The organism is Micromonospora sp. NPDC005298 (assembly GCF_040607375.1).
Classification (GTDB): domain Bacteria; phylum Actinomycetota; class Actinomycetes; order Mycobacteriales; family Micromonosporaceae; genus Micromonospora.
This window is the reverse complement of sequence record NZ_JBEXGP010000009.1, coordinates 12,721-34,699: the sequence shown is the minus strand read 5'-3', so window position 1 is coordinate 34,699 and position 21,979 is coordinate 12,721. Positions and strand designations below refer to the sequence as shown.

8 protein-coding genes are annotated in these 21,979 nt (G+C 69.3%); 4 read left to right on the top strand and 4 right to left on the bottom strand.

Annotation, left to right across the window (positions count from 1 at the left end; genetic code table 11):
• Window positions 1-84: 84 nt before the first annotated feature.
• The 4 genes from ABZS77_RS16095 to ABZS77_RS16080 form a co-directional block, all read right to left on the bottom strand.
• Window positions 85-1,308 (bottom strand): hypothetical protein, encoded by a 1,224-nt coding sequence (locus ABZS77_RS16095; protein ID WP_354823153.1) that lies wholly within the window; start codon window positions 1,306-1,308, stop codon window positions 85-87.
• A gap of 97 nt (window positions 1,309-1,405) precedes the next feature.
• Window positions 1,406-10,000 carry a DNRLRE domain-containing protein gene (locus ABZS77_RS16090; RefSeq protein WP_354823151.1) on the bottom strand — a complete coding sequence of 2,865 codons (8,595 nt, stop codon included), beginning with the start codon at window positions 9,998-10,000 and terminating at the stop codon, window positions 1,406-1,408.
• Window positions 10,001-10,275: 275 nt separating this feature from the next.
• Window positions 10,276-12,111: a BTAD domain-containing putative transcriptional regulator gene (locus ABZS77_RS16085; protein WP_354823149.1), complete on the bottom strand. Its 1,836-nt coding sequence runs from the start codon at window positions 12,109-12,111 to the stop codon at window positions 10,276-10,278.
• 147 nt (window positions 12,112-12,258) lie between these two features.
• Window positions 12,259-14,967, bottom strand: a complete 2,709-nt coding sequence (locus ABZS77_RS16080; RefSeq protein WP_354823147.1) for a glucosidase — start codon at window positions 14,965-14,967, stop codon at window positions 12,259-12,261.
• 42 nt (window positions 14,968-15,009) lie between these two features.
• Between ABZS77_RS16080 and ABZS77_RS16075 the strand changes: the two genes are divergently transcribed.
• The 4 genes from ABZS77_RS16075 (at window position 15,010) to ABZS77_RS16060 (ending at window position 21,978) form a co-directional block, all read left to right on the top strand.
• The gene (locus tag ABZS77_RS16075) at window positions 15,010-16,953 is read left to right on the top strand and encodes an amylo-alpha-1,6-glucosidase (RefSeq protein WP_354823145.1); all 1,944 of its coding nucleotides are present in this window, start codon (window positions 15,010-15,012) and stop codon (window positions 16,951-16,953) included.
• A 137-nt stretch (window positions 16,954-17,090) separates the two neighbouring features.
• Complete coding sequence (locus ABZS77_RS16070; protein WP_354823143.1) at window positions 17,091-18,422, top strand: glycosyltransferase family 4 protein; 1,332 nt, start codon at window positions 17,091-17,093, stop codon at window positions 18,420-18,422.
• Window positions 18,423-18,508: 86 nt separating this feature from the next.
• Window positions 18,509-20,239, top strand: coding sequence for a protein kinase (locus tag ABZS77_RS16065; protein ID WP_354823141.1), 1,731 nt, complete (start codon window positions 18,509-18,511; stop codon window positions 20,237-20,239).
• A 119-nt stretch (window positions 20,240-20,358) separates the two neighbouring features.
• Window positions 20,359-21,978, top strand: a complete 1,620-nt coding sequence (locus tag ABZS77_RS16060; RefSeq protein ID WP_354823139.1) for a protein kinase — start codon at window positions 20,359-20,361, stop codon at window positions 21,976-21,978.
• Window position 21,979: the final 1 nt, after the last annotated feature.

Genomic DNA, 21,979 nt, shown 5'->3' with positions numbered 1-21,979 from the left:
CTACCTCATCGTCCCGAGCACTGGTGGGGCGCCATCCTGCCGTCAGCTAATCCCCAGCCAGAACCTCGTGATTGGCACTCCCGGCTACCGGGAACAGTAGGCGCGCAGGGCAGCCGCGGTCTGGGGCAGGTTGTAACGACCGAGGAGCATGGACACCATCGAACCACCTTCCAGCACGCGCGAATCAGCCAGCGACAACAGTGCGGTCTTCTGATTCTGATCAAGATCGTCGAATGGGGTGCCAGTTGGCATCGGCCCGTTCGGGAACGCCGCGTCCAGGGTGGCGGTCAGCAGCGTGAATGAGTCACCAGGAGTGGTCAGGTTCGTGATCCGCTCAGCAAGAACTGCGACCCGGTCCTGAGCGACATCCGCGCCGAGATCCCGGATCGTCAAGGCCGCCATCGCCGACATGTCGCCCTCAAGGAACGGCCAGTACGGCACAGGGCCCGTCGCGCCGAACAAGCAGGAGTAGAGGTCGGCGACGAGCGACCGGTCGGGATGGGTGACGATCCGCGACAGACCCAGAACGGCTGACCACGCCTCGCCCCGATTGCCACTGGCCCGGCGTGCTGACAGGGCTTCGATCAGCGCGGCGTCGCCCTTGACGCCGGCAAGGCCAGCCGCAACGCAGGCGGCCGCCGCCACGATCGGATCCGGCTCTTCCCGGACCAGGCGGGTCATGGCCGGGGTGATGCTCTTGGCCTCCTCGGGGAACCAGGCGAGCAGGTACGTGGCATGCAACCGCAAGGCCTTCTCGGGCGCATCCAGAGCCTCTAGGTATACCGGCACCCCGGCACGGACCGCGTCATAGGCTTCGATAGACCACCGTTCCTCGTCCCGCTCAGCCTCAAGATCCCGCCACTCGGCCCGTCGGGTCCGCGCATCCCGCTCCTCGTCGGTGCGCGCTGACGCGATCCAGGCGCGGTGATCGTCCTCCAGTTCTTCCTTGGTCATCCCGGCGCGGCGAGCAACCTCCGACCGCATTTCCTTCGGGTCGACGGGGTCGCTCAGCCACGAACTCTCATCTCCCACCGCGATGGCTGCCAGCACCTGGCAGGCAGCGAAGCGGTCAGGTGCCGCGGCATCGGCGACCACGTCGATCAGGAAGGGGACGATGGCGACACTGGCTGCGGAGCGTGAGCCCTGGTCGACCATCAGGTCAGCCAAATCCCTATAGGCCTGCTGCCGGACCGATTGTTTGCCCGACCTCAAGGCGCGAAGCAGGCCCGGCACTTCGATGGCCGGACCGTATGCGTGGCTCACTGAGGACCAATCGAACTCACGGCTGAAAGCTGACCATTGAGGCATGGCGGAATCCTAGCAGATCATCGGTAAGGGCCCGCAGTATCCACTGCGGGCCCTTACCGGACGGCCTAGATGGCCATCATAAGGAAGTGCGAAAGGCTTACGCGGTCGGCATCTCGACCCGGCAGTACAACTTGTTTCCGAATTCGCAGAGCATGTCCATCACGTAGTCCTTGGACTCTTGGTTTTGGGCGAAGATGCCACCAGCCTTGTAGATGAAGTAAATATCGCCAGCGACACTCAAAAGACCCATTGCCCCTGCCGTCTTGCCACCAGTTCCTCCTGGTCCACGGGGGACCTCGACCTCCGCTCCACCGCCGGTGGGCGGCTTATAGATGATCGCACGCTTGGGAATCGGCAGCGAGGCGGGCTTGATGTGCGCATTAGCGTTCTCGCCACCGTAGACCACCGGCGTCTTCCCTGGTTCGAGGTAGATGATGCGGATCCCCTTGGCTTGGGCGGCCTTGAGCATTGCATTGTCACAGCTCTTACCACGCGAGCACGGCGGTGCGCCCTCCTTGTTGACGGCGATCACCAGAGTGTTGCCGGGCTGCAGCTTGCCCTGCCGGTCGAACCAGTCGATCGCCCGCTTCTCCACGTGCTTGTCCTGCTGAACCTTCGACCCTTCCCCAGGAAGCGTGCCACCCCCACTTCGGATATTGTCTTCTGAGGCGAGGAGATTGCCGTCCTTGTCATAAACGGAAGCCGCACCGAACAGCGTCTTGTTCGTGACCCCGTACCCGTATTCCGCGTCCATTTTTCCGGTTTTTGGTACATCCTGGACGTTTTGGTAGTAATAAGTCATCCAGGATTTCATGGACGCGCGCTCGGCGTCGTCCACGTACGGAGTGTGGCCGTCCTGCTCGATCATCGAGATCGGGTTGCCGCCTCCGAACGCGTACCGGTTGCCCGTGTACGGGTTAAGGCTCAGGTTGAGATCCGAGAGAGCCCCGTTGTAGCTGTCTCGGGAGAGGAACCGGTTCAGGCCTGGGTCGTAGTTCCGGAAACCCATGTCATAGGAGCCGGAGGTCTGATCCCACCGCTTGGCGTTGTACCGGTAGGCGTTGTACGGCTCCTTGGTCGGATCTGCCGTATCCGGCTTGTCGACTCCGGTGAACTGCGAATCGTCGTTCTTCCCGTAAGCGGTATATCCGTACGTGGCCTTCGTGTCACCACTGTCGTCGGTCAGCTGCTCAACATCTGTGTGTGGGTCGTATCCGTAGTAGGCCTTCTGTTCGGTGCCGTCACTGTTGTGGGTGATCTGGGACAACCGCTGGCCCCAGGGTGAGTACTGGTACGACTTGGTGATCTTCCCGACGACCTCCTCGTCCAGCACCTCGTTCGACAGGCCGAGGTAGTTGAAGGTGGTGGTCTTCTCCTTTGCGCCGCCAGCGTTGGCGGTCTTGGTGGCCGTCCGGTCGAGCGAATCGTAGGTGTACTTGGTAATGGACGTGCCGGTGCCAGTGTTCTTGCGGTTCTCGATCATGTGATCGAAGCCGTCGTAGACGTTGCGCTCGATGACCGTGCCAGCGGCCGTCACGGTGTCCAGGCGGCCGAACGGGTCGTAGTTGTACGACGAGGTCGCCCCGCCCGCACTGGCGGTGAGCAGGCGATTCCGGTCGTAATTGAACGTCGTCGTGGCATTCTTGATGGTCTGGCTGATGACGTTGTTGTTGGCATCGTGGATGTAGGTTTCGGTGTCCGCACCGTCACCCGTCCTCGTCAAGCGCGACAACCGGTCGCGTGGGTCGTATGCGTAGCCACTGATGGTGCTGAGGTACGCCGAGTGGGTGTCGGCGTTCATCTTCTTCGCGACGTCCTGTACCCGATTGCCGTTCAGGTCGTAGGTGTACGAGTGCTCCGAGACCAACGTCGCGTTGGACTTCTTCTCGACCTGTGTCTTCAGCAGCCCGTCCAGGTAGTACGTGTAGCCGACGGTGTTGCCGTTGCCCTTCGTCTCCGTCGACTTTTCGCCACGGTCGGTGTAGGCGAACGTCGTGGTCTTGCGTTTCGGATCGGTCGCTGACGTGCCGTTCACCACCTGCGACACCAGGTCACGCGGGTCATAGGTGTAGCTGGCGTACTGCTTGTCGTGTGTGGTGGTCAGCGGTGAGCTGTTCTCGTTGTACGTGAAAGAGGTGCTGTTCTTGACCGCACCGGCCTTGCTTTCGATTACGGTTTTGACCTGGTTCAGACCGGTGTAGTCGACCTGGAACAGGTCGACCCTCGCCGCACGAGAGGTGTCGTTGACGGTCTTCAGGTTGCCGTTGGGGTCATAGGTGTACGCGTAACTGTGCGCTTCGTCGTCGATATCGGCGGAGTTGTCGCGGACAAGCTTGACCGCGTCGGCGATCACCGTGCCGCTGGCCTGGTCGGACAGCGCCACTTTGTGGGTGTTGCCCTCCGTGAAGCTGTAGGAGCCGAGGCTCACCCACGTACCGGCGTTGGCGCTCTGGTTGACCGTCTTCGTGGCGGCACCGCCACTGTGGCTGACCGTGAACTTGGCGTCGACAGCCGCCCCGTTCAGCTGTGGATACTGGGCGAACACCTCGTAGGTGCCGGATTGCGGCACGTTCAACTGCCAGGTGAACGTGTTCGCGCCGGCTCCCGCTGGGCGGGTGGCGTAGCTGGTGCCGTACCTGCCGGTGGCTGTGTTGGCCGTGGTCCAGGTCCCGCTGGCGCTGACGTTGTTGAAGTCGGAGTTGTCGACCACAACGGACTGCTTCCCCACCGGGACGCCATCGTCGGAGCGCGACTTCAGCTTGCCGTCCGGGTAGTAGGACCAGGTCATGGTCCGGTTCAACGACGAGGTGCGAGGCTCCCCTGCCGGGGTCAGCGTGCGTGCCTTCTGCTTGCCGAGTTCCGTGTAGTCGTAGGAGGTGCTGATGCCCAGGGGATCAGTGCTCGTCCTGGTCCAACCATTGTCGTAGTAGGTGTAGTCGGTGTTGTTGCGCTCCGACTCGCCCGACGACGGTGGCATGCTGAGGGTCGCCAGGCGACCGACTGCGTCGTAGGTGTACGTGGTGACGTCTGCGGTGGTGTAGCGCGTGTCGTCCTTGTCGTAGGCGGTCCGGGTCTCCGCCAGCTGGTTCAACTTGTTGTAGACCTTGACCGTGGAGAAGTCGTCCAGATCGTCGCCGGTGGCGACACCCCGCGGACTGATCAGCTTCGTCTGGTTCCCGACCCGGTCGTACTCCGCCTTCGTGATGCGGTAGGTGATGGTGCCGTTGTCGTTCTTGTGGGGCACCTTCACCTGGACCGGCTTGCCCCTCGCGTCGAGGGTGATCTCCGTCGTGACACCGAGCGCGTCCGTCGTTGCCGTAACCAGACCATCCCGGTCGTAGGCGATGGTGGCGGACTTGCCCGCCGCGTCTGTGGTCTTGGTCCGGCGATGCGCGAAGTCGTAGACGTAGCTGCTGGTGAAGTCCTGAGTGTCGGCAGTGGCGTTCTTGCGAGGGTCAACGACCTTGACCACATTTCCCACGCGGTCGTATTCGTAGCTCATGGTGTGGCCGACGGCGTTCGTCGCCGACGTCAGCTGGTAGATGGAGTCGTAGTGGTTGGTCGTGGTGAAGTCCCCAGCTTCGGGCGAGAGATTGCCGAGGGGCTCGGTGGTGGTGAGGAGGTTGCCCACCTTGTCGTAGGTAAAGGAAGTCTTCCGCACCGGACCGTTGGTCAGGTCGGGCGGAGCCAAGGCGTGCACCATCTGATCCGCCGCGTCGAACTGCGCACTTGATACCGCGCCGTTTGCTGCGGTCGACTTGATGATGTTGTCGTTATCGTCGTAGACCGGCGCAGGAATGGTGATCCATTCGTTGGCTGCCTGGTCTTTGGCCACCCTGCTGACCAGCGGACGACCGAATGTGTCGTACGTCTGTGTGGTGTCGTGAGTGAGCGCGTCGGTCACCTTCAAGACCTGGCCGCGTCCGTCGTAGACGAACTTCGTCTGCTTCTGGTCCGCGTCCGTGATGGTCTGTGGGTAACCGTTCGAGTCGAAGCCGTTGTAGACCGTGGAGTAGCCCTTGGCGTCGATCGCCGTCAACATCTGGCCCCACGCGTCGTACGTGTACGCGGTCTTGTAGTCGTCCGGATCGGTCGTGGTGTTACCGATCGGGTCGGCCACCCAGGACAGGTCGCCGTCCGGCTCGTAACCGAAGGTCCACTTTCGGCCTTCGGGGCTGGTCTTCTCCGTGAGGTCGGCGACGTAGCCGTTGAGCTGGCGCTGGTAGGTCAGCACCGTGCCCGCCGTGCCGTTCTTGACCGCCTCGGCGTCCCTGATCTCCGTCGGGTAACCGGTCTTGGCGTCGTACGCCCAGGTCGATACGGCCTGGTTGTCCTCGGTGAGCTTGGTGACGTTGTGGTCGCCGTCCCACTCCAGCTTGGTGAGCTGGTTCTTCGCGTTGGTGGTCTCGATCGGCCGGCCGTAGCCGTCCTGGAGGTAGACGGTGGAGTGGTTCTCCGCGTCGGTGACCGTCGTGCGGATGTTGCTCGTGGCGTCCGGGTCGACGTAGGCGAACTGGGTCAGGTTGGTCTTGTCGTTCCGGTCGGTGTAGTTCTTGGTCCGCCAGTGCCACGTCGGGTCGTCCCCGGCGGACGGCGAGAAGTACCGCAGTTCGGTGGCGTTGCCGCGCGGGTCGGTGACCTTGACCAGCTTGACGTTCTTGTTGCCCTGAGTCATGTCGTAGGCGAACTTGAACGTCTTCGGCGCGCCCATGGTGCCGCTGGAGCCGTATCCGTCGATCAGCTCGCCGAGCAGACCCTTGTCCGTGTAGGCGAAGGTCATCTTCCGACCGGAGATGTCGGTGATCTGCGAGATGTGGTCGATGATCTTCGGGTTGGTCAGGTTGGTCGCCCCGGACACCCGGGCCCAGGTGGTGTCGTTGATGTAGTCGTAGGTCTGACCCTTGGCGTAGTAGTCGATCGTCAGGGTCTTCCGGCCAGCCGCGTCGGTGATGTACCGGAGGAACTTGGTCGGCTTGTTGTTCGACTTCCGCTCCTCGTAGGTGAACGTCATCGTGTTGCCGTTCTTGTCCACCGTGCTGGTGAGGAAGCCCTCGCAGTCGTACCAGAACTGCGTGCGGTCCGGCTTGGTCAGGCGCCAGGCCTTCGGCTCCTGCGTGTTCGGCTTGCAGTCCGAGGTGGTGATCTTCTCCAGGTAGAGGTGCACGCCCTTCGGGCTCTTCCACGTGGAGGTCGCCGAGTCCCAGGTGAACCAGTGACTGGTGCCGTCACCATCGGTCATGGTGATCTTGGTGGGATTCGGGTTGGGGTGGAAGTCCAGCGGGCTGCCCAACCGCATCAGCGACGAGGCCTGCAACGACCAGCCGTACCCGGCGACGGTGTCCGAGGTGTCCAACGAGTTGTAGGACATCCGGACGAACGTCGACAGGCCCCGCGACGGGTTGCTCAACGCGTCGTACGACCACACCGTGTTGCCGGAGTACAGGTTGTTCATCAGGGTGCCGCCGGCACCGGTGTTCTTCCCCACGTACGAGTAGAACTTCTCCAGACCGAGCTGGTCGGAGGTCGGCTCCACCACCGCCACGTTCTGCGGCAGGGCCGCGATCGGCGCGATCTGTGAGAGCCACTGCTGGGTCAGCTTGTTGCGCAACTGCCAGCTCAGCACGTAGTCGGTGCGCTTGTTGCCCTCGGCCGTGCTGGCCGGGGTCTTCACCTGCGCGGTCAGGTCCACGGTGCCGCCGGCAGGGATGTCCGCCGGCAGCGGGGTGGCGACCATCGCGCTGGCGTCGGTCACCGCCTCACCGTTGGCCCGGGTCCACTGGTACGCCAGCTCCCAGTCGGTGGTCTTCCAGGTCGCCTGGGTCGGGTTCGACACCGACACCGGGGCGGTGTAGGTCGACGCCGGCGCGAGGTTGGTGGGCGTCTTCGCCGCGTAGTAGGTCGACTCGGGCGTCTGCTCCAGATAGGTGACCTCCAGCGTCGGCTCGAAGATCGGGTCCTCGGCCTCGGAGGCGAGCATCATCGCCCGAGCGTTCTGGTTGACCTCGTCACGCATTCGCAGCAGCAGGCCGTTGTTGGTGCTGGGCGTGGAGACCCAGCCCTTCACCGGCGTGGTGACGTCCCAGGTCTCCCACTCGGGGTCGTTGGTGAAGCCGTTGAAGCCGGCCTTCCACGACGTGTCGAAGTCACCGCCGGCCGTGGTCCACGCGTTGGTGCCGTCGTAGGTGTTCCAGGTCGCGGAACTCTCGGTGAAGCCCCGGTTGAGCTTGTAGACGTCGACGTACTGGGACTGGTCCGTGCCCGGCTGGAGGGAGACGTTCCACATCCGCAGTTGGGCGCCGGTGACCTGGGCGTTGGTGGGGATCGCCCCGGCCAGGGAGGACCACTTCACCACGCCACGGGTCACGCCGTAGGTGGGCGAGTTGTTGCCCACGCCGACGTACGGGTCACCGTCGTAGACGTTGACGTTTGTGGTGGGCAGCTTCTTCGACAGGCTGGTGTCGGTGACCCCGGTCCGGAACACCTTGGTGATCTGACCGGCCTTGGGCAGCATGGCGGGGACCGTCGGCCCGGCCACGAGCTGCCCGTCGGCCGTCTTGGCCACCACCATGTAGTAGTAGAACTGCCGGTCCATCGGGTTGGTCTTGTCCGCCGGCGTCGGCGTGGCGGTTGTGTCCTGGAAGGACAACGTGCCTGTCGAGACCGGGGCGATCAGCGTCGCCGCGCTCGGCGTGTAGGTCTGGTTCGGACTGCGGTGCACCTGGTACTCGACGACGTCGTCGGCGGTGCCGGTCTGCCCGTCCGGGTCCTTGTACTTCGGCCAGTCCAGCACCGCGCCGGTCGACGTGATCGTGGTCGGCGGGTTCACCGCGACACCGGGCCGACCGTACGTGACGACGAGCTTCGGCAGGTTGTAGTCCCGCCTGTCGTTCATGTAGGCGTACTCGGAGGCCTCGAAGATCGCGCCGCCCTGCTTCGCCAGCGACTCGTTCTTGGCCTTCAGCATCACGCCGTAGTTGGGCTGGGTGCCGCTCGCCCACTGCTGCACGAGGCCCCGCACCGGGAACGACAGCCAGGTGCTGGAGTGCGACGCCTCCTTCAGGGCGCCGTTCTTGCTGAACCGCACGGCGTCGGCGATGACGGCCTTGTTGGCCTGGTCGCCGAGCACCACCTTGCCGGTGGTGCCGGCGTCGAACTGGTAGAAGCCCAGGGTGGTCCACCCGCCCGTACCGGTCGGTGTCCGCTGGTCGACGGGCACCATCTTGGTGCCGCCCTTGTGGTACACGGTGTACGGCGCGACATCCGCCCGGTCGGACGCCCCCACGTAGTGCGCCTCGACCTTGTACTCGCCCGCCTCGGTGATGGTCGGCGTGTACGTGTACGTGTCCCCGGTGGTCGCGTCGCTGTTGGTCCGGTAGTCCTGGCCCACCGCGTACGCGGTGAGGTTGCTGGTGGAGGCGGTCCAGGTGCCCTTGGCCGTGGCGTTCGTGTCGCCGTCGTCCACGGTGACGATGGTGCCGGGCAGCGAGGTGTCGCCGGCCGCGCTCATGGTGCTCCAGTTCGCGGAGCCCTCGGTCCAGTTCGTCTTGACCCGCTGGACCTCCATCGGCACGTCGTTGGCGTAGATGCCGTCCAGGCTCTGGTCGTAGTAGACCATCACCTCGGCGTCGTCGATCGTCGTGTTCGCCGGGATCTGGCTCACGTCGAACTTCAGCAGCGAACGCCAGGTCGCGTCGTTGCCGGTGCCCACCTTGAGCTGGTAGGTGCTGTTGAAGTTGGTGGTGGGAGCGCCCGAGGAGATCTGTACGTCCTGGCCGTCGATCGGCACCGGCTGGATCTTGATGGTCGGGTCGATCACCACTGGGTACGTCCGGGCCTTGTCGCGCAGCCACGAGGCGTCCGCCGAGACGGTCACGGTGGTCTGGCCGTACGTCTGCTGGACCCGCTGGCTGACAGCGGTGCTGGTGACCGGGGTCTTGGCGCTGTCGTACATGTACGCCGGTGGCATGACCAGTTCGGGGTCACCGCCCTCGGGCCTGACGAACGCGATGGAGCCGTCCTCCCGCTGCTGCGCCACCAGACCCTTGGTGTCGAGCGTGAAGGTGTACGACACCGGACCCTGCGGGGCCTGGCGCAGCACGATCTTCTCCTTCAGCGCGCCGGCGGTGACGTCGTAGACGAGGTCCGCACCGTCGGCCAGGCCGGGGTAGGTGACCGTCGAGCCGTCAACCGTCGGCGCGGCGGCCCGCTCGCCACCGGCGAGGCCCAACTGCACCGCGCGGCCGTCCCGCTCGAAGCGCACCAGGTTGTCGGTGCGTCCCCCGAAGAGGCTTGTGAAACTGTTTGTGGCGTTCTGCTGGACGTACCCGCCCCGGTTGGCCGGCACGACCCGCGTGTCGATCGGCTGCCACTGGCCCTTGGCGTCCCGGTAGTTCAGCGGCAGCGCCGACAGTTCGGCCTGGAGCCGTCCGTCGGAGAGCTGGAACACCCGCCCGTTGGCCGTACGCCGGTTCGGGACCTCCCGCACCCGCTTCGGCGCCGGCAGCTTCTTCGCCGCCGGGGGCTGCTCGGTCACGGACAATCCGGCGCCGATGACCTCCGGCTCCACGCCGCGCGGGCCGCCGTTCACCAACTGCCGGGCGGCACCGCCCAGCCGGGAGAGCAGGCCCGCGTCGTCCTTCGCCTCGGCCACCTGGTCGACTCGCTCGGGAGTGCGGTCCGGTAGGACCTCCATCCCGCCGAGCGTTGCCACCATGACCAGCGCCAGTCCCCCGATCAGGGGACCTCGTGATCGTCGTTTCACCCGTAACCCTCCGCCCGTTCGTAGGCACAACGGGTGAAGGCTAGAAACGAGGAATACTCAGCCGACTATCTCCCCGATACCTTCCAGGTTTGGCTCCGCTAACCCGGTGGAGCAGCGCGAACGCACCGTTCCACGGGACGCATACCGCGCGCATACTTTCTGGCACCGTCCCCGTGAGGACGGCGGACCGGCTAGTCAGGCGTGGGTCATGCCGCCGCCGGCGGATGCACCCGTCGCTTGCTCAGTGGGCCCGTCGGCGTGGGCGGCAGCGCCAGTTCGGCGGCGTAGTCGCGGACCAGTGCGGGCAGTGTGTAGCGACCGGCGGCGCGATGAACGAGGTACGCGTCGACCAGGCCCTCGAGGGCCCGGTGCAACCGCTGGATGGAGACCCCGAGCTGCGCCGCGGCCCGGTCCAGCAGGGCCGGGTGGTCCGGCTGGGTGGCGAGCAGTTCCAGGAGCCGCCCGGCCAGCTCGTCGTCGGACCGGACCGCCGCCACACCGGCGGCGAGGCTCGCCCGCACGGAAAGGTCCTCGTATGCCAGCAGGTCCAACCGGTCCGACCCGTCGCGCAACTGGGTGACCAGACCGGCCACCGGCATGGCCGGATACCCGGCCAGGCGACTGCCCGCGATCCGCAGCGCCAGGACCGACCCGGCGCAGAGGCGCGCCAGCTCCACAGTGGCCGCCGGGTCGGCGACCAGCCGCTCCGGACCCGCGAAGGCGGCGAGCAGGTCGCGGGCCGGCACCCCGTCGAGCGGATGCAGCGTCACCCGGCGTACGCCGTCCAGGCTGCTGAGGTGCCGCTGACCGACGACGACGAGGGCCGGACCGGGGCCGGCGGGGAGCAGCGGTCGCACCTGGGCCGCCCGCGTGACCCCGTCGACGACCAGCAGCAGTCGCCGTCTCGCCACCAGGGAGCGGAACCAGCCGGCCCGCTCGTCGGTGTTGGCGGGGACGTCGGCCGGGGCGACGCCGAGCGCGCGTAACACCCGGGCCAGCACCTCGCCCGGGGTCATCGCGGTGTCGTAGCCGAGGTCGACGAAGACCTGCCCGTCCGGGAAGTCACCGGCGACGCTGTGCGCCGCGCGTACCGCCAGGGCGGTCTTGCCGCTGCCCGCAGCGCCGGCGACGACCACGGCGGCCGGCGTCGCGGCGTTGAGCGCGGCCACGACGTCGGCCGTCTCCCGGGTACGGCCCACGAACGTCGCCGGAGTGGCGGGAAGCTCGCGAGGCACCGCCCAGCCGGGGGCGGGTCGAGCCGGCGTGGGTGGCGCCGGGACGGGCGGCGCGGCCACCGGGACGTACGCCAACTCCGGCGCACGGTCGAGCATCGCCCGGTGCAGGCCGACCAGTTCCTCGCCGGGCTCGATTCCGAGTTGCTCGTGCAGGGTCGCCCGGGCGTGCCGGAAGACGGTGAGTGCGGCCGGCACGTCCCCACAGCGGTAGAGCGACAGCATCAGCTGCCCCCAGGCACGCTCGCGCAGGGGATGAGCGGCGAGGTGTGCCCGAAGCTCGGGCAGCAGGTGACCGTGCTGCCCGGCGGCCAGCCGCGCGGCGGCCAGCTCCTCGAACACCTGGAGCCGCTGTTCGTTCAGGCTGGTCCAGCGGTTGTCCAGCGCGGTGCCCCGGGGCAGGCCGTCACCGGACGGCCCGTGCCAGCAGGCCAGGGCGGCACTGAACGTGGCGATGGCGTCGGCGGGCTCGACGGCGGCCAGGGCACGACCCTCGCCTGCCAGTCGCTGGAACTCGGCGACGTCGAGCTCGCCCGGCACCAGCCGCAACTCGTACCCGTTGGGTCGGGCGATCAGGCGGTCGCGAAGTGTGCGGCGCAGTACCGCCGCGTGGGTGCGCAGATTCGCCACGGCGGACGCCGGTGGGCTCTCCGGCCAGACCATTTCCGCCAGTCGGGGCAGGGAGACCACGTGGTTCGCCTCCATGGCCAGGCCGGCGAGGACCGCTCGCCGTTTCGCCGCGCCGGGTGTGACGGTCTGACCGTCGACACACAGCTCCACAGTGCCCAGAAGCCTGATCTGCAGTTGCATAGCGCCGCTCCCCCGTTGAACTTGAGCGGGCTCAGGCTAGGTGGGCGGTAGGCGGGTAACAACCCGGAACGACGAGGCACGAGCGTGACGAATATCAATGCCTCCGCACGGGGTGTCCATGTAACGAATGCCCCCTCGTGGGCGCTTTCAGCGGCGCAGGGTGAGGATCAGGTCGGCGATCAGGGCCGTCCAACCCGTCTGGTGCCAGGCGCCCAGCCCGGCCCCGTTGTCGCCGTGGAAGTACTCGGGGAAGGCCACCAGGTCCCGCCAGTCCGGATGGGTCTGGAAGATACGGCACGCGCCGTAGATCGGCCGCCGCCCCCAGTCGTCCTGCGTGAACAGTGAGATCAGTCGGGCGGAGAGGTCGTCGGCGATCTCGTCCAACGTGCGCTTCACACCGGAGCGGGTCGGGTACTCCACCTGGAGGTCGTCGCCGAAGAACGCCGCGTAGTCGCGTAGCGCGCTGATCAGCAGGAAGTTCGTCGGCATCCAGATCGGACCACGCCAGTTCGAGTTGCCGCCGAACAGGCCGCTGGTCGACTCGGCCGGTTCATAGCCGACGGAGAACTCCTGCCCGCCGAGGGTGACCGAGAACGGCTTGTCCAGGTGCGCGCGGGACAGCGTCCGCAGGCCGAAGTCGGACAGGAACTCGTCGGGATCGAGCATCCGGGCGAGCAGCCGGACCACCTGCTCCGGACCGACCATCGACAGCAGCCGCTGCTGGCGTCCGTCCGGGCCGAGCCGGCGGGTGCCGATCACCTGGGCGTACTCGGGGCGGTTGGTGAGGAACCAGCGCAGCCGCGCGCCCAGCTCCGGCAGCCGGTGCAGGGTCTTCGCGGTGAGCCGGGTGGTGGCGGCCAGCGGCAGCAGCCCGACCACCGAACGGACCTTCAGCGGCACCTTCGTGCCGTCGGCGAGGCGCAGCACGTCGTAGAAGAAGGCGTCCTCGTCGTCCCACAACCCCTGCTCGTACGCGGCGGCGGCGATATACGCGAAGTGTTCGAAGAACTTGGTGGCGGTGTCCACCCAGGTCCGGTCGTGTTCGGCGAGCACGATCGCCATGTCCAGCAGGTTGAGCGCGTACATGGCCATCCAGCCGGTGCCGTCGGACTGCTCCAGCACACCGGCCACCGGCAGCGCCGCCGAGCGGTCGAACGGCCCGACGTTGTCCAGCCCGAGGAAACCACCCTCGAAGACGTTGTTGCCGCCGGTGTCCTTGCGGTTGACCCACCAGGTGAAGTTGAGCAGCAGTTTGTGCATCACCCGGGCCAGGAACTCGAAGTCCCGGCCGCCGTCGATCTCGAACACCTTCAACGCCGCCCAGGCGTGCACCGGCGGGTTCACGTCGCCGAACGCCCACTCGTACGCCGGGATCTGCCCGTTGGGGTGCAGGTACCACTCGCGCAGCAGGAGCAGCAGCTGGTCCTTGGCGAAACCCGGGTCGACACGGGCGATGCTCACGCAGTGGAAGGCCAGGTCCCAGGCCGCGTACCAGGGGTACTCCCACGGGTCGGGCATGGAGATCACGTCGAAGCTCGTCATGTGCCACCAGGCGCTGTTGCGCCCGTGCCGGCGTCCGGCCGGTGGCGGCGACGAGCCCGGATCGCCCTCCAGCCAGCGTTTGACGTCGAAGTGGTAGAACTGCTTGCCCCACATCAGCCCGGCGATGGCCTGCCGGGCGACCAGCGCCTCGTCGGGCGTGGCGGCCGGCGGGATCACCCCGGCGAAGAAGCGGTTCGCCTCGGCCCGCCGGGCCCACACCACGGCCTCGAACCCCGCACCCAGGTCGGCCGGCGGCGGCGGGGCGGCGGCCGGCGGGGACGCGGTACGGGTCAACCGCAGCCGGATCTGCCGCTGCCCGCCGGCCGGTACGTCGAGCACGTAGTGCAGCGCGCCCTTGGTGCCCTCCCGGGCCGGGTTGACGGTGGCCGCGCCGTTGACCACGTGGTCGTTGATGCCGTCCTTCGGGTACGGCGACCGGCCGGGCAGCCCCCAGAGCCGTTCGGCGTTGGTGTCGTTGTCGCAGAGCAGCGGCACCGGGGCGCCGTCGCCCTCCAGCAGGAGCTGGCCGAGCACCCGGTGTTCACCGACGAGCCGGGTGCCCTCGCCGGTCAGCCGGGGAATCCGGTCACCGCCGGGCATGCCCCACGACCAGGTGTTGCGGAACCACAGGGTGGGCAGCACGTGCAGGGTCTCCGCCCGGTCCCCCCGGTTCGCCACGGTGATCACCATGCACAGGTCGGTCGGGGACGCCTTGGCGTAGTCGACGGTCACCGCCCAGTACCTGTCGTCGTCGAAGATCCCGGTGTCCACCAGCTCGTACTCGGTGTCGTCCCGGCCGCGTAGCGCGTTCACGGCGACGAGTTCGTCGTACGGGAAGGCGGCCTGCGGGTAGTGGTAGCGCCAGCGCATCCAGGAGTGCGTCGGGGTGCTGTCGAGATACCACCAGTACTCCTTGACGTCCTCTCCGTGGTTGCCGCTGTCGCCGCCGAGGCCGAACATCCGCTCCTTGAGGATCGGGTCCCTGCCGTTCCAGAGCGCGAGGGCGAACGCGAAGGTCTGCCGTTCGTCGCAGACGCCCGCCATCCCGTCCTCGTTCCACCGGTAGGCTCTGGACCGCGCATGGTCGTGTGGGAAGTAGTCCCAGGCCGTACCGTGCTCGCTGTAGTCCTCCCGTACCGTCCCCCACGCCCGTTCGGACAGATAGGGACCCCATGCGCGCCAATCCCGCTCACCCGAGTCGGCCTGGGCGAGCCGGAGCCGCTCGGCGTCGGGTGGCGAGGCGTCGGAGGACGAACGGTCAGTGATCACGTGCACATCTTTGACGCCGCCGCGGTACTTGACCACAGCGGCCATTCTCGTCGTGGCGTGTTACACCCCGCCGCCGGTGGAGGAAAGTTGATCGACATTCACTTCGGCCCGCAGGTGTGCGGCGATCTGGGCAGCGCGGCGAGCCGGGAATGGCTGGTGCCCGACGGTGTCGGCGGGTACGCGATGGGCACCGTCAGCGGGCTGCGCACCCGCCGGTACCACGGCCTGCTGGTGGTGCCCGGCGAAACCCCCGCGTCCCGCCAGGTGGGACTGGTGAGTCTGGATCCGGCGGTCACCCTGCCGTCCGGCGCGCGGGTGCGGCTCGGCGCGCACGAGTGGTCCTCCGGCGTCGTCGATCCGCGCGGCTTCGAGCTGCTGGAACGCTTCGACCTGGTCGACGGGCTGCCCCGGTGGCGGTGGCGGATCGGCGCCGTGGTGATCGAACGGGAGCTGGCCATGCTGCCGGGCCGCTCCTGCGTGGCGGTGGTGCACCGGCTGGTCGCCGGCGGGCCGGTCCGGTTGGAGCTGTCCGCCGCCTGCACCTGGCGTGACGCGCACGGCGAACGGCGCGCCGACGGCCCGACACCCCAGGTCGAGGCGGTGGCCGACGGCGCGGTGGTCGAGGGCGCGTACCGGCTGGCGGGTCCGGGCTGGACGCCGGAGGGGCAGTGGTGGCTGGGCGTGCACCACCGCGAGGAGGCCCACCGGGGTCTGCACCCGGACGAGGACCTCTGGTACGCGGGACGCTTCACCGGTGAGCTGGAGCGCCCTGGCGACACGGTGTCGGTACGCGCCTGGGCGGGTCGGCTCGACGAGGAGCCGCCCAGGGCGGAGGAGATCGTGGCGACGGCCCGGCGGCGCAACCGGCAGGTGGTGGCGGCGGCCCGCCCCGCCGACCCGGTCGACGCGACCCTGGCGTTGGCCGCCGACGCGTTCGTGGTGCGGCCCGGTGGCGGAACTGTCGACGTGGTGGCCGGGTACCCGTGGTTCGGCGCCTGGTCGCGGGACACGATGATCTCGTACGAGGGGTTGTTCCTCCGCACGAACCGCGCCGACGAGGGTCGGGAGCTGCTGCGCTCGTACGCGGCGACGCTCTCCGAGGGGATGCTGGCCAACACGGCCGACACCGGGCGGGTGGAGTACAACACCGTCGACGGCACGCTGTGGTTCCTGCACGCGGTGAGCCGGCACGTCACGGTCACCGGCGACACCGACCTCGGTGACGAGCTGCTGCCCGCGCTGCGGGGGGTCGTCGACGCCCACGCGACCGGCACCCGCTACGGGATCGCCGTCGACCCGGCCGACGGGCTGCTCACCCAGGGCGCCCCGGGCACCGCGCTGACCTGGATGGACGCCCGCGTGTACGGGGTGCCGGTCACCCCGCGTACCGGTAAGCCGGTCGAGGTCAACGCGCTGTGGATCAACGGGCTGGCCGGGCTCGCCGAGCTGACCGAGCTGGCCGGGCAGGACGCGGCCGAGCTGTGGCGGCGGCACGGGCAGGCGGTCGCCTCGTTCCGGGACCGTTTCCCGGCCCCGACGGGTTGGCTGCACGACGTGCTGGACGCGCCCGCGCCGGCGTACCCGCTGGGCGGCGCTGCCCTGCACGACGACGACGCGCTGCGACCGAACCAGCTGCTGGCCTGGTCGTTGCCGTTCGCGCCGCTGGAGCCCGACGAGCCGACGCTGCGGCGGGTGGCGGCGGGCCTGCTCACCCCGCTCGGGCCGCGCAGTCTCGCACCGGACTCGCCCGAGTTCGTGGGCCGGCACCGGGGTGGTCCCGCCGAGCGGGACGGCGGTTACCACCAGGGCACGGTCTGGCCGTGGCTGCTCGGGCCGTACGTGGACGCATGCAGCCGGAGCAAGATGTCGGTCGATGATGTATTCATCGGTATTGAGGCCCATCTGACCGAATATGGACTAGGCTCGGTAAGCGAGACGGCCGACGGCGTCGCGCCGCACTCCGCGACCGGCTGCCCCTTCCAGGCATGGTCGGTGGCCGAGCTGCTGCGGGTACGCCGAAAGGGCCAGTAGCGCTTTACACGACCGCAACGGCGGTGTCGCCGCTGGTTATCTCGGCCCCGGCAGGATTGGCCCCGATCCAGACGCGACGGCGACACCGACTCCGGTGTCGGTCGGCGCGCGCCCGGGGACAACTCAAAGGGGGCCGCATGTCACCCGACGCCCACGTGATCGACATTCACCCCGCCCGGCACCTGCGGGTGCTGATGCTGTCGTGGGAGTACCCGCCGGTGCTCGTCGGCGGCCTCGGCCGACACGTGCACGCCCTCTCCGTCGCCCTCGCCGCCGCCGGCCACGAGGTCACCGTCGTCACCCGCCACACCGACGGCGCACCCCTGGAGGAGTACGCCGACGGCGTACGCATCCTGCGCGCCCCCGAAGACCCCGTCACCTTCCCCCTGGCCACCAGCTCCCTGCTGGCCTGGACCATGGCCTTCAACCACACCCTCACCCGCACCGCCCTACGCGCCACCGAAGCCGGCTCGTACGACGTCATCCACGCCCACGACTGGCTCGTCGCCCACACCGCCATCACCCTCGCCCAGCACCTGGACCTGCCCCTGGTCACCACCATCCACGCCACCGAGGCCGGCCGGCACCAGGGCTGGCTCCCCGAGGAGATGAACCGCACCATCCACGGCGTCGAACACTGGCTCAGCGGCTCCTCCACCCGCGTGATCACCTGCTCGGGGTACATGCGCGACCAGGTCACCACCCTGTTCGACATCCCGGGCACGCAGGTCGACGTGGTACCCAACGGCGTCGACGACCGCGCCTGGCGGGCACGGCCGCGTGCCGTCGCCTCGGCCCGCGCCCGGTTCGCCGGCAGCGGCCCGCTGGTCGGGTACGCCGGGCGGCTGGTCTACGAGAAGGGCGTCCAGCACCTCGTGCACGCGGTGCCCCGGCTGCGTGAACAGCACCCCGGGCTGCGCGTGCTGATCGCCGGCGACGGCCCGTACCGCGCCGAGTTGGAGACCCAGGCCCGCCGGCTGTCGCTCAGCTCGACCGTCCGCTTCACCGGTTTCCTCGACTCCACCCAGCTGCCCGCGGTCCTCGGCGCCACCGACGCGACAGTGGTGCCCAGCCTCTACGAGCCGTTCGGCATGGTGGCGCTGGAGGCGGCCGCCGCCGGCGCGCCCCTCGCCGTGGCCCGCACCGGAGGCCTCGCCGAGATCGTCGAGCCGGGCGTGACAGGTGTGACGTTCCCGCACAGCGACCCGGACGCCCTCGCCGGTGCGGTCGGCCAACTCCTCGGCGACGAGGTGTTCGCGCGCCGGCTGGCCCGCAGGGCCCGCACCATGGTCGGCGAGCGGTACGGCTGGGCCACGATCGCGGCGCGTACCGCCGCCAGCTACGCCGGCGCCCGCCGGGAGCACGGCCCCCTCCAGGCCCGGCGGGCCGCCGCCCAACTGGCGGGCGGGCGTACCCGGATCGCCATCCCGGAGGGCAACCTGCTCGCCGCCGACCACGCCGCCTGCTGAGGTATACGTCAGACGACCTATAGGTGACTCCCGATCCCGCTGGTTAGGGTGTAGCCCGGACAGCGGCTGAGGAGGAGCGTGCGCAGGTGCTGATCGCCGGTCGGTACCGCCTGCTCGACCTGGTCGGTCGCGGCGGCATGGGTCGGGTGTGGCGGGCCCGCGACGAGATGCTGCACCGCGAGGTCGCGGTCAAGGAGGTCGTGCCGCCGAGCTGGCTGGCCGACCACGAACGGGCCGAGCTACGCGCGCGCACCCTGCGGGAGGCCCGCGCGGCGGCCCGGCTCATCCATCCCGCAGTGGTGCGGCTCTACGACGTCGTACCGGTCGAGGACAGCCCCTGGATCGTGATGGAGTACGTCCCGTCGCGCACCCTCCAGGACGTCCTGGACGCCGAAGGGCCGCTGGAGCCGACCCGGGCGGCCCGGATCGGCCTGGCGCTGCTCGGCGCACTGCACGCCGCGCACACCGCAGGGGTGCTGCACCGCGACATCAAGCCGCAGAACGTGCTCATGGCGCACGACGGGCGGGTGATGCTCACCGACTTCGGGCTGGCCACCTTCGACGGCGGCGACGGCGCGATGACCCGCCCCGGGATGGTGCTCGGCTCCCCGCAGTACGTCGCCCCGGAGCGGGCCGCCGAGGGGGCGTCCACGGTGGCCGCCGACCTGTGGTCGCTCGGGGCGACCCTGCACGCGGCCGTCGAGGGCCGCTCCCCGTACGCCCGCAGCACCGCGATGGCCACCCTGAGCGCGCTGGCCGCCGGACCACCGGACCCGGCCCCGCACGCCGGGCCGCTCGCGCCGGTGCTCGCCGGGTTGTTGAACCGCGACCCACGCGACCGTCTCGACCACGCCGCGGCCCGCCGGCTGCTCGTCGACGCGGCGGACGCCCCCACCGATACGCCCGCGGCGTCCGGCAACCCCGGTCCGCAGGTGGCGTCCGGCGGCGACGACCCGGTGTCCGCTGTCCGGCCCGCCGACGCCGAGGACCCGGCCGACCAGGACGCCACCATCCCGCTGCCCGAGCCCGACGCGTCCGCCACCGACCCGGCATCCCACGCCCCCGCACCCGCCGAACCGGGTGGGCGTCGGGTCGCCCGCCGGAGCGCCCTGGTCGCCGTGGCGCTGCTGGTGGCTGCCGCCGCCGGCGTGGGGAGCACTGTGGCGATCGGCGGTGACGCGCCACGCGACACCGCCGGGCGGCCGGCCGCGACACCCTCGAACGATCCCCCGGACGGGCCGGGCTACCCGGGTGGGCCGGGGCGCGGCCCCGACCGGCCCGGCCCGCCGCCGGTGGGGCGTGGGGACGTACCCCCGCCGCCCTTCGAATGTGTCCGCCCGCATGTGACGGGCGCGCCGGTGGTGGCCGGCGCACCGCTGCCGGGCGATCGGTTCCGGCCGCCACCCGGCTGGGTCTGGCACGCCGACACCACCGGCTTCCGGGTCTCGGTACCGGCGACCTGGTACCACTCCCGCGACGGCGCCGTGGCCTGCTTCCAGGACCCGGCGACCGGGCGGGCCTTCAGCGTCGCCCTGGGCGACACGGCCGACCCGGTGGTCCGGCTGCGCGCGGCCCGCGACGAGGCCGCCAGGGCCGGGGCCCTGCCGGGGTACGACGAGATCCGGCTCGCCGCGATCGACGGCGGGGCGGAGTGGGAGTCCCGCTGGACGGCCCCGTACGGCGTGTGGCTGCACGCCCGGCAGGAGGTCGTCGCGGCCGGCCGCTGGACGCTGGGTTGGATCACCGACGACAGGGACTGGACCCGGGCCGACACCGACTGGACGACAGTCCGAAAGAGTTTCCGACCACCCTCCTGACCTGCACCGTTTGGTCATGATCCCGACCACGGTCCGGCGTGGAGCGAGGCCGGTCAGCGGATGAGAAAACCGACTTTGGTGGTTATCGTGTAACTCGGGGTGACCGAGGGGGAGCGACCGTGCAGCAGTTGCTGATCGCGGGTCGGTACCGGCTGCTCGACCTGGTCGGCACCGGCGGAATGGGTCGGGTGTGGCTGGCCCGCGACGAGATGCTGCACCGCGACGTCGCGGTGAAGGAGGTCGTGCCGCCGTCCTGGCTGGCCGAGGCCGAACGCGAGCAGGTGCGGCTACGGACCCTGCGCGAGGCGCGCACCGCCGCCCGGCTCAACCACCCGAACGTGGTCCGCATCTACGACGTCGTACACGACCGGGAGAGCCCCTGGATCGTGATGGAGTACGTGCCGTCCCGCTCGGTGCAGCAGATCCTCAGCGCCGAGGGGCCGCTGAGTCCGCAACGTACCGCCCGGATCGGGTTGGCGGTGCTCGCCGCCCTGCGGGCCGCGCACACCGCCGGGGTGCTGCACCGTGACGTGAAGCCGCACAACGTGCTGGTGGCCGACGACGGGCGGGTGGTGCTCACCGACTTCGGGCTGGCCACCTTCGACGGTGGCGACGGGTCGATGACCGGCCCGGGAACGGTGCTCGGCTCACCGCAGTTCGTCGCACCGGAGAGGGCCCGCGAAGGTGTGTCCGACCCGCGTACCGACCTGTGGTCGCTGGGCGCGACGCTGTACGCGACAGTCGAGGGGCAGTCGCCGTACGCCCGGTCGAGCGCGATGGCGACGCTCAGCGCGCTCGCCACCGAACCGCCGGACCCGATGCGCCGGGCCGGGTCGCTTCGTCCGGTCCTCACCGGCCTGTTGCAGCGTGATCCCTGGCGGCGGTTGACCGCAGCCGAGGCGGAGCCGCTGCTGCGCCGGGCCGCGGCCGATCCCGGCGAGCCCGCCGAGCCGGCCCGTTCCTCGGCCGTGGCGGCGGTACGCGACGCGGGCCGGAGCCTGGTGCAGACTCCGGTCGACCCGCTCGACGGCCCACCCCGGCCGGCCGCCCGTCCGAGGGGCCGGACCGCCGGCCGGCGTCGACTGCTCATCGGCCTGGCGGGCGCGGCGAGCGCGCTGGTCATCGCCGGCGGCGTCACGGTGGCCCTGGTGACCCGGGACGCCGAGCGGACACCGCCGTCGGGCTCGGGCGGCGGCGCGGCCACCGCCCGGCCGGTCGCGTTCCCCTGCTCGACGCCTCCTCCCCCGACGGCGACTCCGGTGGTGTCGTCGTCACCGGCGGCCGACGGGCGGTACGGGCTCCGTGAGGGCTGGACGTGGCACGACGACCCGACCGGGTTCCGGATCGCCGCGCCGGTGGGCTGGGCGCGCTGGACCGAGGGCGCGGCGACGTGCTTCCGTGAGGCCGACGGGGCCCGGGTGCTCAGCGTCGAGGCGGGGCCGCCACGGGACGACCCGCTGGCGTACTGGAAGGCCGAGGAGGCTCGGCTCACCCGCGGCGAGGCGTTGCCGGGCTACCGCAGGGTGGACATCTCCGCCATGGACATCTTCGAGGGTGGTGCGGTGTGGGAGTGCGGCTGGGAGAACGCCGCCGGCGAGCAGGTGCACAGCTTTCGCCTGCTGGCCAACACGTCGGCCGAACGGTCGTACACCGTCTCGTGGTTGACAAAAGAGTTCGACTGGCAGGTCAACGCGGCATACTTGCCGATGATCCGGCAGAGCTTCACCCCAGCCCTCTGAC